The organism is Aquimarina amphilecti, assembly GCF_900109375.1.
In the GTDB taxonomy this organism is placed as follows: domain Bacteria; phylum Bacteroidota; class Bacteroidia; order Flavobacteriales; family Flavobacteriaceae; genus Aquimarina; species Aquimarina amphilecti.
Window position 1 is genome coordinate 101,036 of record NZ_FOAB01000005.1, and the last position, 14,468, is coordinate 115,503.

A 14,468-nucleotide genomic window follows, 5' to 3' on the forward strand; every position below is an offset into this window, starting at 1 on the left:
ATTTTAATGGTATATTTGATAAGCCTACTGATGTAAAAACTTGTCCAATGTATCGTCTTCTTATTATATTTTGCTTTTTATTTGTTTCGGTTTTCTCCCAATCGATAAGTGACAAAACACTTCCTAAAATAACACACTATGACACTAAGAATATGGGTTTTAATGCTCAATCTTGGGATGTTAAACAGGATGAGAATGGTTTAGTTTATATTGCTAATGGCAACGAGGTTTTGGTGTTTGATGGAACTGATTGGACGTCAGTAGCAACTAATCCAGAAATGGTAAATAGAAGTTTATTTGTTAAGAATAAAGATACTATTTATTTTGGGGCAGATGGACATCATGGAATGTTAATAAAGAATGGTTATGAAAACTATAAAATACAACCTTTAAGAAACAATAAAAAAGATGTTGCTGCGGACATTGAAGAGTACTGGAGAACACATTTTATCAATAAAGAAATTGTTTTTCAAACCTTTCGGAATTTATATGTTAATCAAGGTAATATAATTACAAAAATTCCTGCTCCTTATCGTTTCAAATGGAGTTATAATATAGATGATCAGATATATGTTAATGATCTTAAATATGGTGTTTTTCGGTTAGAAGAAACGAACTTAATACCTGTTATAAGCGATCCTGATATAAATGAGAATATTATCGGTGTTACAAAGGTTAATCAAGATCTGATTATTATAACCGATACAAAAGGACTTTTTAAGGTTAAAGGAGACCGCTTAATTCCGATTGATTTTACTTCCTCTGATGATGTTCAAAAAGCTCAGATTTTTTCTTTTCTAAAGCTTAGAGATAATAGAATAGCGATTGGTACAGTTTCTAATGGTTTGTATTTATTGGATCTGTCCTCTGGAGAAACTCATAATATTAATAAGCGAAATGGATTACAAAACAATACAATTCTTTCAATTTATCAAGATTATGAAGATAACCTTTGGTTGGCTTTAGATTATGGAGTGGATTATGTAGAGTTAAATTCACCACTTACTTACTACTACGATTATTATGGAGAACTTGGGACTACTTATGCAGTAGTAAATGAGATGGATTTATCTTATCTAGGAACAAATCAAGGATTGTATGTGGGTAGTGAGTTAAATTCAAATGCTAATAATGAATTAGAATTATTACTTAATGGTCAGGTTTGGAATATAGAAAAGGTAGATAATAAAATATATGTAGGTCATGATAAAGGTGCTTATTCCTTGGAGGGAAAGGTTCTGACAAGAATGGGAGAAGATTTAGGTGCATGGAATTTTAGAAAATATGAAGTTCCGGGCAAAGAAGAAGTGTTGATATCTGGGAACTATAATGGTATTTCTTTATATCAAAAGATAGATGGAGAATGGGAAGGTTATAAATTAGCTGGATTCGAAAAATCTGGGCGTTACCTAGAAATAGATGAGAATAATAATATTTGGGTGGCATTAGGAAGTAATGGTGTCTTTAAGTTTGATTTGGATTATAAGAATAAACAATTAAAAAAACTTGCTTTTTATCCAGTAGAGGATTTTGACGGAAATAGAATCTCTCTTTCAAAAGTAGGAAAGGAGATCGTAATTACATCAAATTTTCATTCGTATGTTTATTCAGATGATAAAGATATTTTTAATAAGTCTGAGATGGGTATTGATCGTGGAAATGCTCCTCGTATTTATAAAATCGGAGATGAGACTTGGTATGTTGATAATGATAAGGTTGTTGTGGAAGATAAGCAAGGCTTAACCGTACTACATGAATTAGAAGATCAATTAGTTCCAGATGTGGTTAACGTTTTTCCTTTAAATAGTGATCATAAAGTTATTCCGGTTTTTAATGGCTTTGCCATGTATTCTAAAAACAAAAAAACGATTAAAGAAGGTATTAAAAGTGATATTTTGATAAGAAACTTTGTTTCTGTTAATAGTGGTAAATCATATGATTCTGGTGATAACATAGCATTTTCTGACAATGACCTTAAAATTAATTATGCGTTACCTATTTATGGTCAGGAAATTGAATATCAAACTCGTTTAAATGATAATGAATGGAGTGAGAATACTACAGCTACCGAAAAAACATTGTTTAATCTTAAAGAGGGAGATTATACATTTAAAATAAGAGCAAAGTATAACGGAGATTATAGAGAAAGTAATTTTAATTTCACCATCAACCCCCCTATTTATAGAACTAACTGGGCGTATTTATTATATCTCTTATTGTTTTTGTTGTTGGTTATTTCAGTAATTGGAATTAATCGATATAAGATGAAAAAACAAGAAAGAATTTTGTTAGAGGAAAAAGCTAGAAAACTTAAAAAACAAGAAGAAGAACACAAAGCGCAGAAATTAGAACAAGAGCATAAGATTATTGAACTAAATAATTCTAAGCTACAAGATGAGATAAAAGCTAAGAGTAGGGAATTAACTCAAATTGCATATGTTAACCTTAATAAAAATAAGATCTTAAAGAAAATAAAGGATAAAATTGTAAAAGTACAGGATGCTTCTGATCAGAAGCTACCCACCAATAGTTATAACGAATTAGTTAGGTTAGTAGATTATTATATCACTGATAAAGAAAGTAAGCTGTTTGAAATCAATTTTGATAAATCTCATCAAGAATTTTACGAAAAACTTTCGAAAAATTATCCCAACCTTACTTCCAAAGATTTAAGGTTATGTGCATACCTAAAAATGAACCTTTCTTCAAAAGAAATCGCACCTCTATTAGGAATTAGTTCACAAAGTGTCGATGTAAGCAGGCATAGATTAAGAAAAAAGCTTAATTTAGGCTCCAAAGATAATTTGACTAATATCCTTATAAGTCTTAAGTAAGGATTTCTAATCGCTAAGGTCATGAGAAAAAAGGTTACCCTAAAACAGCTTGCAAAAGAATTGAATTTGTCTATTTCTACAGTTTCTAAATCATTAAAAAATGATTCAGAAATAAGTCAGAAAACTATTAATAGAGTTCATGAGTTAGCTAATTTCTATAATTATAAACCAAATGCTCTAGCGGTAAGCTTGAAGAGTAATAAAACGAATACGATTGGAGTTTTGTTGCCAGAGATACTGAATCATTTTTATGCTAAAGTATTATATGGTATCGAGCAAGAAGCGTCTAAAAACGGATATAAAATAGTTACCTGTATAACAAATGAGTCTTATGAAAAAGAGGTGGAGTATGTGGAGATGCTTAACTATAGTAGTGTTGATGGATTTATCTTAGCATTAAGTAAAGAGACACAAATGCTTAATAAATTAGATCACTTAAAAGAGTTAAAAAGGGATAACGTGCCATTAATTATGTTTGATCGCGTAAGCAACGAAGTAGAGTGTGATAAAGTAATAGTTGATGATAAGAATGCTTCAAAAACAGCGATTCAACATTTAATAAAAACAGGATGTAAAAATATAGCTGTTATATCAACTATTTTCGACCTTAGTGTGGGTAGGTTAAGATTAGAAGGAGCTCGTGAAGAAGTTTCCGCTAATGAAGGGGTAACATTAATAGAATTACCAGTAAAAAACATTGAAACTGAAGAAGGAGAAATAGAATCTTTTATTAAAAATAATAAAATAGATGCAGTACTTGGATTGGATGAGACTGCGGCGGCTGTAGCAATAAATATGTCCAATAAATTGGGATATAAGATACCTGAAAAAATCTCTGTAATTGGTTTTACAGATGGTATATTGTCCAAACATTCATATCCTAAATTAACTACAGTTTCTCAACACGCTCAGGATTTAGGTGCGAAGGCAGCGCAAATGTTATTAGATAGATTGTCTAATACATCATCAGAAAATAATTATAAAACGAATACTGAGGTTATAAATACTTCATTAATATTAAGAGATTCTACCAATTAATATTACTCGATTACGAATGTTTTCTTCTCTGGGCCTACTCCAGTAATCGTTAGTTTTTTCCAAGCTGATGGTAGTATTGGTTTTTTTTGAATAATTCCATCATCTGTAAGATGCAAGCCTCCGAATCCAAAAATTACAGTTTGTAACATTCCTCCAGCTCCGGTAGCAAAATATGGATTATTACTTGTAGCTGCTTCAGCTAATGCTCCAAAAGGAGGTCTTTTGTTTGGTTCATAGCTTCTTTTAAATAATCTGAATGCATTTTCAGCATCTCCTAATCTAGCATAAATAACAGCAAAAACACTTTGTGCCATAGCTGGACCTTCTTCTGCAAGTTTTGGCTCATAATAAGATAGATCTTTAAGAATTGTTTTTTGATCAGAAATAATATCGAGGGGGTAAGCTAGTAAATTTACATCCGCTTGTTTGATTTTATCTCCGTTGTATTTACTATGCTCTTTGGTTGTCCCATCATCAAATTTATGAATGATTATTTTTTCAGCAACTTCTTCCCATTTGTTATCTGGTATAAGTCCAATTTCTCTTGCGGCAAGAGAAGCGTATTTTAGACAGGTTATAGCCGATCCATTGGTAAAGGCATTATCATCAATATTCGAAGCGAATTCATTAGCTCCTACTACGTTTTTAATTGAGAAAGATCCATCATTGTTTTTTGTAGCACGACTGACCCAATAATTAGCTACTTCTTTTAATAAGGGGTATCCTCGTTCTTTAAGCCATTTTTTGTCTTTAGTAACCCTAAAATAATTCCAGAAGGCAATACCTACATCTGCGGTAATGTGGTGTTCAAAAGTTCCTGTTAATGCCCAAGGAGGGGTTGCTTCTTCTCCAGTGTCATCACTTTCCCAGGGAAACATTGCTCCTTTATATCCAAAATTAATCGCCTTTCTTTTTGCTACATCCAATCTATCGGATCTGTAGTTTACCAGAGAGCGAGCAATATCCTGATTTAATACTAATAATGGTGGATACATCCATAATTCGGTATCCCAGAAAATATGACCATTATACCCTTGTGAACTTAATCCCATTGGAGCAATACTAAGATTAGAATCACCTCTGGAGAATGCATAAAGATGATATAATGCCAATCTTACGTCTAACTGGGATTGTAGATCTCCGTCTATTATAATATCCCCTTTCCATAGGTCTTTCCATAAACCTTTGTGCTGATCTAATAGATCTTTTTGAGGAGTGAGTAGATTGAAGATCACAAAACGTTCGCTTTCATTTTGGGGGTCAAAAAAATCCTGGGTTGAACATTGAGCTGCAGTCCAAGCAAAATTATACTGTTCTCCTTTAGTGATTTTTTTTTCAAAAGATAATCGATTATCGTATTCCGAGATTTTAGTATGAGTCAGTTCAGGTCGTTGATCTTCTTTACCAGAATTGATGTTATGCCATATAAAAGTAGCAGAAGTTCCGACTGTATGTTTGCCTAATTTACTTTTGGCAACTGTTTGTAGAATTGGCATTGTTGTTTCTGCATCTTTTAAAGTTCTAAAAGTGCTTAATGGAGTTTGATACTCTTTTGGCGTATTTATTTTGCCTACTACCTTAATATCGATATTTTTTAAGGCTTTTATTTCGAAATCAATATACCCGGAGTAAGGGACATTTCTAAGGGCGTATATGGTATATGATACTTCTGCAATAGAATTGTAATTAAACGAAGTTGTGAAGCTCGCTTCTTTCATATTAAGTGTTTGTTTCCAATCACTAATATTATCGTTGTTCAATTTGGTGTTATTTATATATAGATCAAGGTTTCCGAAGTTCATTCCTGAAAGTATTCTGCTAACTCCAAGGGGAGATTCTTTGTCATAAACATTGTTGAGAATAATCTTATCTATCTCTAATATATTAGAAGAAGGTAGGATTCCAATTCTCCCATTAGCAGTAACTATACCTGTGTAATTTTTATTGCTATTGGTGGTTAAAGTCCACCCTTCCTCTTGTGCATTGGAAAGGGTAGTTATAGAAAGGAGTAGTAAAATTAAAACAAAAGTATTTCCAGAACTCTTAAATGACATAATAAGATGATTTTTGTGAAGTGAATTGTAGATGTCTAATAATAAATAGATTAATCAATTTACTAAACAAAATTTGAAAATTGAAATCAGATGCTGAGATATAAAAATACAAACGGTTGTATTGTTATATCTTTTGAGAAATACAAGATTTGCTTGAAATTCAATAACATTTTTGAGGTTTATTATACCCGTTTTTAAGTGCTTTCTCGTTCGGTTAATTTAGTTTCTAACTTAATTATCGTTTTTATATGATCAATATCTTCTGATTCATTGAGTTGCTTAATTAGGAGCTCTGCCGCTTTTTGTCCCATTTCAAAACTAGGTTGTGAAACACAAGTTAAAGTAGGAACAAATATTTCTCCGGGTCCTAAGTCTCCAAAACCTATTACAGCAACTTCATCAGGGATTTTTTTGCCAATCTTTAGTAATGTTTTCATTGTTAAGAGTCCATAATTGTCTGTGCAAGCAAAAACTGCATCTGGAGAAATATTTAGGCCTCTAAAAAAGTTAAGAATTTCTTTATCCTCAAATTCTCGATCTAATGAGTTACAATGCAAAACTAATTCATCATATAAAGGAATGTTGTGATGTGCTAAAGCTGAAATGTATCCTTTATATCTGTCTTGGAACACTTTTTTTTGTTTGATACCACCAATAAAGGCTATTTTTTTGTTTCCTTTTTTTATAAGGAACTCTACAGCTTCAAAAGAAGCTTTTTCGTCATTAATTATAACGTGATCTGCACCTGAAACTTCCTCTCTAATATTGTCAAATAATACTATTGGCATTCCTTTATTGATAAGGTCGTTTAAATGTGCTACATTTTCTGTTTCATGAGTTGGTGATAGAATAATTCCATCTACTAGTCCTTTTTCGAATGAAATTAAGTTTTCTTTTTCAAATTTGTAAGAGTTTCTAGAAGAGCTAATGAGTATCTTGTAGTTGTGATTTCTAGCATACTGATCAATTCCTCTGCATACTTCTATAAAGAAGGGTTCATCATATCGCGGAATTAAAACACCTATAATATTGGTTTTACCAGAACTAAGGCTTTTAGCAATTTGGTTTGGCATATATCCCATAACCTTTGCCATCTTAAAAACTTTTTCTTGTGTGCTCTTCTTCACTCTTGGGTTTTCATCCAAAGCGCGTGATACAGTTGCAATAGAAATGTTTAGCCTTCTTGCGATATCTTCAAGTTTTACTCTTCTTTTTTTAAAACCCATTAAAATTAGTATTAAAAAATTATCAATAAATCTCTAATTTGACTAAAAAAACAATAATACAAACGTTTGTATTATTTTTAATAGAAGATTTACTTCCCTTGGGTGTTATTTGTTATGTAACTTGTAATAACATTAAGCTTACAAATAATAGATATGTTCATTATCTATGAAATATTAAGGTTATGTGAAACTTTTCCCCAAAGTAAAATGTTTAAACTTTTACGTTCAAAACACTTATGCTAATTTATAATAAATAATATTAAGGTATACGTTTTTTAAGAAATTGAAATGTAGTTTGATAAGAAGATTAAGGATCGTTTTCTTAAGAATGTATAGAAAAATGTTAAGTATATGTCTATATAAAATCTATACTTAATCGATTACTTTCTTTATTTTTTGTTTTTGTGTGAAGATTATTTTCTTTATGTAATTAATTAATAATCAAATTATTATAAAAAAATAAACCCTAGTTTTTATTGATTGTATAGGTAATGTAAAGATTTAGATGTTTGAAATTCTATACGAATATTGTTGTAGTTTTGGTAATCAAATGGTTTAATAAATATGAATACCTAGGTATTTTAACTGTTTTTTTATTGAATCGATGAATACGCTGTATTTTTAGCGATTTTCGGAATATGAATATCTAAATCCTTTAATAAGTAAGAGTAAAGATTGTTTAAAAATTAAAAAAATATTAAGTGAAGCTTACTTGGTTTAGAAAAGGAACTATTTATCAAATATACCCTCGCAGTTTTAATGATAGTAATAATGATGGTATTGGGGACCTTAGGGGAATAATAGAAAAATTAGATTATATAAAAAGTTTGCATATAGACATCATTTGGTTGAGCCCTATTTTTAGTTCACCTAATGATGATAATGGATATGATATAAGTGATTATTGTTCGATCATGCCTGAATTTGGTACAATGGAGGATTTTGACGAATTGTTAAAAGAAACTCATAGTAGAGGTATGAGGCTAATATTAGATCTTGTAGCAAATCATTGTTCTGACGAACATATATGGTTTGAGGAAGCAAAAAAATCCAAGGATAATCCTTACAGGGATTACTTTCATTGGAGAAAACCTGGTTCAGATGGAAATGTTCCAAATAATTGGAAATCGTTTTTTGGGGGAAGTGCTTGGGAATATGATGAAGCTTCAGGAGAATATTATTTGCATCTTTTTACTAAAAAACAACCAGATCTTAATTGGGAAAACCCAAAAGTTCGAGAAGAGATTTATAATGCGATGCGATTTTGGTTGGATAAAGGAGTAGATGGTTTTAGGATGGATGTTATTCCTTTAATCTCAAAAGCAATTGGATATCCTGATGCTCCAGATGTAGGGTTTAGAAAAATTATTGAAGATGTATATGCTAATGGCCCTACTGTACACGAGTATCTTAAAGAGATGAATGAAGAAGTGATTAGTAAGTATGATGCATTTTCTTTGGCAGAAGGGGTAGGTATAAATGAGAGTAATGCGGGGCTTTATATCAATGAGGATAGGAAGGAATTAGATATGTTATATCATTTTGACATACTGGAGTGTACAATTGTGAATGGGAAATTTGAAGAAGTTTCTCCATTTAACCTAGTTGAAATGAAGAAGATCTTTAAAAATTGGAGAGATGCAGTACATCGAACTGGTTGGATAGCTAATGCAATGGGGAATCATGATTTTGCTCGAATGGTATCTAGATTTGGAGATGATAAAAAATATCATTCAGAGTCAGCAAAAATGCTTGTAACAATGTTGTCCACTCAGAATGGGACATTGAATATATATCAGGGAGATGAAATTGGGATGACTAATATTACTTTAAATGAAATTGATGAAGTTAGAGATATACAGTCTTTAAACTTTTATGAAGAAAATCAGTTGACGAAAAGATATTCAGAAGACTTGGCGCTTAAAATGATCAATAAAGAAGGACGTGATAATGCAAGAACCCCAGTTCAATGGAATGATGAGATAAATGGTGGGTTTTCATTAAATCAACCATGGCTAAAATCTAATCCTAATAGCACAGAAATAAATGTTAAAAACCAAGATGAAGATTCCTCTTCAATACTAAATTTTTATAGAGATTTATTGAAAATAAGGAAGAGGTATGATGTTTTTGTATTTGGTGATTTTGAGGAAATAGAATTCGATAATCCCAATGTATATATCTACAAAAAGAAGTTAGGTAAAGAAGAAATTATGGTGCTGCTAAATTTTAGTAGCTCTGAAGAAACGTGTTGTCATAAGAATGGTATTAGAAAGGAATCAAAGGTTCTGGTAAATAATTATGAATATGTGGGGATAGAGGATGACAGAGTTCTTTTAAAACCTTATCAAGGTTTAATACTGGATTTGAAATGAAATTAACATAACAAATATGAATCGAGTAGAAAGTGAAATTAGTTTTTGTTTGTTAGCGAAGGAGTTTTTCTGATAGAAACTCCTTTATAAGAGGTAACATAGGGGCATCTTAAAATTGTAACTTTTGTTTTCAAATGTTTATTTGTGGTTGCTATTATGTCAATTGTTCTAGTATGACTAGGATGCCCATGTTACTTAATTTTTTAAGAAAAGCTCACATTTTTAATGATAAAAGTAGTAATAATTAACAACTAAATATTTAAATTTAATCAAACTCTAAATTATGAAAAGTATGATACTTAAAAAACTCATGTTTCTTTTAGTATTTATCTCGGGGAATATGATGTTTGCACAAATCACAGTTACAGGGGTGACTTCTGATGCAAACGGTCCCATACCTGGGGTAAACGTCCTCGTAAGAGGTACTACCAATGGAGCGATTTCTGATTTCGATGGAAACTTTACTTTAAACAATGTAGCAGAAGATGCTACGTTGATTTTTAGTTATGTTGGATTCCAGACGAAAGCGGTGTCAGTTGGTGGTAAAACTGTTATCAATGTTACGATGACAGAAGACGCCGCAGAATTAGAAGCGGTAGTTGTAATCGGATACGGGACGCAATCTATTAAAGACGCTACGGGTGCAGTAGCAGTGGTAACCTCTGAAGATTTTAATCAAGGTTCCATTGTTTCTCCAGAACAACTTATTCAGGGTAAAACTGCAGGGGTACAGATTACTCAAGCAAGTGGTGAGCCTGGAGCAGGTGTTGCTTTAAGAATAAGAGGGACAACTTCAGTTCGATCTAATAATAATCCTTTGTTTGTAGTAGATGGAGTTCCGTTAGCAGGAGATGATACTGCAGCAGGAGGAAGTGATTTAGGGTTAGGAACAAGTTCTGCTAGAAACCCTTTGAACTTTATTAATCCTAATGATATAGAGAGTGTGAGTATCCTTAAAGATGCATCTGCTACTGCGATTTATGGATCAAGAGGAGCTAATGGTGTTGTTATCATTACTACTAAAGCTGGTAGAGGAGCGCCAAAAGGAGTTTTTGAATATTCTTCATCATTAAGTATTTCGAAACCTGCAGAAGAATTTGATTTATTAAACAGAGAACAGTATTTAGCTGCTATAGATCAATTTGGAGGAAATGTTTCTGCTCAGGATTTTGGTGCAAATACAGATTGGCAAGATGAAATAACTAGACAGTCGGAATCTATAAACCATAGTTTATCATATTCTCATAATTACCAAAACGGGAATGTAAGAGCTTCTTTTGGTTATGGAAAACAATTTGGAGTAGTAAAGAAAAGTTCTTTAGAGAGAATTACAGGAAGAATTAACGCCACACATAGATTCTTTAACAATAAACTGAAGTTAAATTTACAAGGTACTTTATCAAGAGTAAATGATGAGGCCCCACCAATTACTAATAATGCTGGTTTTCAAGGAGATTTATTAGGCGCTGCATATTCTGCAAACCCGACTTGGCCAGCACAAACAGGTTTTGTACCAGGTGGTTCAAATATTAATCCTTTAGCATTACTTAATTTTAGTCAGAATGAAACTAAAACAAATAGATATTTAGTTAATTTTTCTGCCGAGTATGCAATTACACCTGAGTTAAGTGCTAAGGTAAATTTAGGATATGATAATTCTGAATCAACAGCTATAAATGTATTATCTGGTAAAATAACTGGTTTTAATAATGGAGCACCTGGAAATGGAAGAGGTACTCTTAATGATATTGATGTAGAAAATAGACTTTTAGAAGTTACTTTGAATTATGAAAAAGAGTTTGGAAATTCTAAATTATCAGCGTTAGCAGGATTTTCTTATCAGGATTTTGGAAGAGAAGGTAGAACCGTACAAGGTTTTGGATTTGGAACTACGGATTTAGATCAAATGGGGCGAAGTTTAGAGGCTTCAGCTAATTTAATAGAAAGTTCAATTGAAGGATCTTATCAGCAATATGGTGTTGCTCCAAATGGATCTTTCGTAAATAGGTTATTTCCTGACATAGTGCAAGGAGAGGTTTTAAATGCACCATCAACACCAGTTACTTCTGTATTAGGAGATACATTTGATTTTACAGATGAGCTACAGTCATATTTTGTTAGAGGTATTTATACAATTGCTGATAAGTATATTTTAACTGCTACAGTAAGAGCTGATGGTTCTTCAAGATTTGGACCTAATAATAGATATGGATATTTTCCTTCTGGTGCTTTTGCTTGGAAGTTAGATCAAGAAGATTTTATTGGAGAATCTTTTTCTACTTTAAAATTAAGAGTTGGATATGGTATTACGGGTAATCAAGATGGACTTGGATTTGGTAATTTTACTATTAGACGTAGATTTAGTGCAGGAGGAATAGCTCAAGATGGGGTAATTAACGCTCCAGGAACAAGTCAAGTATCTTTTGTTAACGATGATTTGAAATGGGAAGAAACAAGTCAAGCAAATGTTGGGATTGATTTTGGATTCTTTGGAGATCGTTTAACAGGTACATTAGATTTTTATCATAAAGACACTAAGGATTTATTGTTGAGTGCTGCGAATGCTCAACCTACTCCACAACCATTTAGTTTTACTAATATTGATGGTAATGTGATTAATCAAGGGGTTGAATTTGCAATTAATTACGATATAATTCAACAAGATGAATTGAACTGGAATTTTGGTTTTAATATTGCATATAACAAAAATGAGCTTCAGAATTTTGATGGGCAAATCCAATCAGGTCAGATTAGTGGACAAGGTTTAACAGGAGCTTTTGCACAATTGTTAGCAGAGGATCAACCATTATTCTCATACTATTTAAGAGAATTTGCAGGATTTGATGCAAATGGTCAATCGATTTATCCTAATGGGGATGTTCAAGAGTTTGTAGGTAAGAGTGCCTTACCAGACATTAATGTTGGTATATCAACTAGTTTTGAATATAAGAATTGGGATGCTTCAGTGTTTTTTGCTGGTCAATATGGACATTACATTTATAACAACACGGCTAATGCATTCTTTACAGCAGGTAGTATAAATGGAGGTAGAAACGTTACTACTGATGTTTTAACAAATGGAGAATCTGCTTCTAACGCCCCTGATGTATCAACAAGATTCTTAGAAAAAGGAGATTTCTTAAGATTACAGTCGGCATCAATCGGATATAATTGGCCATTATCAGGAGAAGGAGTTTTTAAAAGCCTTAGACTTTTTGCTAATGGACAGAACCTTTTTGTTATTACAGATTATAGCGGTTTAGATCCAGAAGTAAATGTAAGTGCGCCACTAAATGGTATACCTACAGCAGGTATTGATTATACAGCCTTTCCAAGACCGAGAACCTATACATTTGGTATTAATGCAACGTTTTAAAAAATTAAGATTATGAAAGAAAAGAAATTTAAATTTGGATTATCGGCATTAATGTCGATAATGCTATTGGTCTCCTGTACAGACTTGGAGATAGAACCTACGGATTCGGTAATTGAGAACTTAACTGGAGAGTTTTCTGGTGTAGGAGATGTAGATGCAGCCGTTACCAATGTATATAATGCATTAAATGGTCAGATCGGAAATCAAGCTGACTTATATGCTTTAAACGAAGTTACATCAGATGAGTTATTAGTGCCAACTAGAGGTACTGACTGGGGTGATAACGGATTATGGAGAAATCTTCATGAACATACTTGGAGTGCAATTCACCCTTTTGTATTAAACAACTGGAATAATCTGAATACGAATATATTTAATACCACAGAAATTATTGATCCAAGGAGTGGTGCAGATGCTTCACAATTAGCGCAGGCTAAGTTTTTGAGAGCTTTTAGTATGTTTTGGATAATGGATATGTATGGTCAAGTTCCTTTTAGAGAACCAGACGAAGGTCCAGAAATTGACCCTAGAGTATTTACAAGAGCTGAAGCTTTAGATTTTGTAGTTACGGATTTAAACGAAGCAATTCCTGATTTACCAGTAGTTGGCCCTAGTGCTTCTACGAACAGAGCTTCTAGAGCTGCAGGAAATTATTTGTTAGCTAAAGTACTTTTAAATAAGCATATTTATAATGGATCAGGAACACCTGATGCTGCAGACATGACTGCTGTTGTAAGTGCTGTAGATGCTATTACGGGAGATGGTTTTGGTTTGGTAGCAGGTTATTTCGATATTTTTAAGGAAGATGTAGATAATGAAACAATTTGGTTTGCAGAAACTGGTGTAGGAAATAGAATATGGAATGGGTTACACTATAACCAAAATGCACCAGGAAATGACGGTGGAGGATGGAATGGTTGGTCTACTTTAGCAGAGTTTTATGATCTATTTGAAGGAGACCCTAATACTAATGTTCCAGGTAGTGGGCAGGAAGAAAGAAGAGGATTTGTTCCTACTGATGGATCTAACTTAGGTATAGGATTTGGTTTCTTGGTAGGTCAACAATACGATGAAACTGGTACGCCATTAACAGATCGACCAGGACAACCTTTAATCTTTACTAGAGATTTTCCAGGTTTATTAGGGAATGATGAAAGAACGGGAATTCGTACGATAAAATATCACCCAGAAAATGGAGCGTTTACAAATCATGAAATTGTATTCAGATATGCTGATGCACATTTAATGAAGGCGGAAGCTATTTTCAGAGGCGGTGCTTCTGGAGACGATGCGTTAATGTTGATTAATGAATTAAGAACAATTAGAAATACTTCTGCTGCTTTAGCTTCTGTAACAGAACAAGATATTCTTGATGAAAGAGGAAGAGAGCTATATAAAGAATTCTGGAGACGTAATGACCAAATTCGTTTTGGTAAGTTTGCAGAAACTTGGGGGCTAAAAAGTAATACTGAAGACTTTAGAGTTTTATTTCCAATTCCTTCAGGGGCACTTATTTCTAATCCTAATTTATCACAAAACCCTGGTTACTAACATATTAAATTGCT

Annotated in this window: 7 protein-coding genes; 5 read left to right on the forward strand and 2 right to left on the reverse strand. The window is 32.5% G+C overall.

Annotated features, from left to right (window positions below):
- The first annotated feature begins 47 nt into the window (after positions 1-47).
- A complete protein-coding gene (locus BMY33_RS14040; RefSeq protein ID WP_139195661.1) occupies positions 48-2,834 on the forward strand; it encodes a LuxR C-terminal-related transcriptional regulator in 2,787 nt (928 codons plus the stop codon).
- 21 nt (positions 2,835-2,855) lie between these two features.
- On the forward strand, positions 2,856-3,872 hold the full coding sequence (locus BMY33_RS14045) for a LacI family DNA-binding transcriptional regulator (RefSeq protein ID WP_091409683.1): 1,017 nt from the start codon (positions 2,856-2,858) through the stop codon (positions 3,870-3,872).
- Between the two features lie 2 nt (positions 3,873-3,874).
- Here BMY33_RS14045 and BMY33_RS14050 read toward each other — a convergent pair whose 3' ends face one another.
- Together BMY33_RS14050 and BMY33_RS14055 are read right to left on the reverse strand one after the other, a co-directional pair.
- A complete protein-coding gene (locus BMY33_RS14050; protein WP_091409685.1) occupies positions 3,875-5,926 on the reverse strand; it encodes a kojibiose hydrolase in 2,052 nt (683 codons plus the stop codon).
- Positions 5,927-6,120: 194 nt separating this feature from the next.
- A complete protein-coding gene (locus BMY33_RS14055; protein ID WP_091409687.1) occupies positions 6,121-7,152 on the reverse strand; it encodes a LacI family DNA-binding transcriptional regulator in 1,032 nt (343 codons plus the stop codon).
- A gap of 701 nt (positions 7,153-7,853) precedes the next feature.
- On the opposite strand from BMY33_RS14055, the gene BMY33_RS14060 reads away from it, so the two are divergent.
- The 3 genes from BMY33_RS14060 (at position 7,854) to BMY33_RS14070 (ending at position 14,454) form a co-directional block, all read left to right on the forward strand.
- Positions 7,854-9,527 carry a glycoside hydrolase family 13 protein gene (locus tag BMY33_RS14060; protein ID WP_091409690.1) on the forward strand — a complete coding sequence of 558 codons (1,674 nt, stop codon included), beginning with the start codon at positions 7,854-7,856 and terminating at the stop codon, positions 9,525-9,527.
- Between the two features lie 283 nt (positions 9,528-9,810).
- On the forward strand, positions 9,811-12,903 hold the full coding sequence (locus tag BMY33_RS14065; protein ID WP_091409692.1) for a SusC/RagA family TonB-linked outer membrane protein: 3,093 nt from the start codon (positions 9,811-9,813) through the stop codon (positions 12,901-12,903).
- Between the two features lie 12 nt (positions 12,904-12,915).
- On the forward strand, positions 12,916-14,454 hold the full coding sequence (locus BMY33_RS14070) for a RagB/SusD family nutrient uptake outer membrane protein (protein ID WP_091409694.1): 1,539 nt from the start codon (positions 12,916-12,918) through the stop codon (positions 14,452-14,454).
- Positions 14,455-14,468 lie beyond the last annotated feature (14 nt).

Excerpts from the sequence above, each read along its gene's own strand:
- BMY33_RS14040 (WP_139195661.1), top strand. The coding sequence starts at position 48 with ATGTATCGTCTTCTTATTATATTTTGCTTTTTATTTGTTTCGGTTTTC.
- BMY33_RS14045 (WP_091409683.1), top strand. The coding sequence starts at position 2,856 with ATGAGAAAAAAGGTTACCCTAAAACAGCTTGCAAAAGAATTGAATTTG.
- BMY33_RS14050 (WP_091409685.1), bottom strand. The coding sequence starts at position 5,926 with ATGTCATTTAAGAGTTCTGGAAATACTTTTGTTTTAATTTTACTACTC.
- BMY33_RS14055 (WP_091409687.1), bottom strand. The coding sequence starts at position 7,152 with ATGGGTTTTAAAAAAAGAAGAGTAAAACTTGAAGATATCGCAAGAAGG.
- BMY33_RS14065 (WP_091409692.1), top strand. The coding sequence starts at position 9,811 with ATGAAAAGTATGATACTTAAAAAACTCATGTTTCTTTTAGTATTTATC.
- BMY33_RS14070 (WP_091409694.1), top strand. The coding sequence starts at position 12,916 with ATGAAAGAAAAGAAATTTAAATTTGGATTATCGGCATTAATGTCGATA.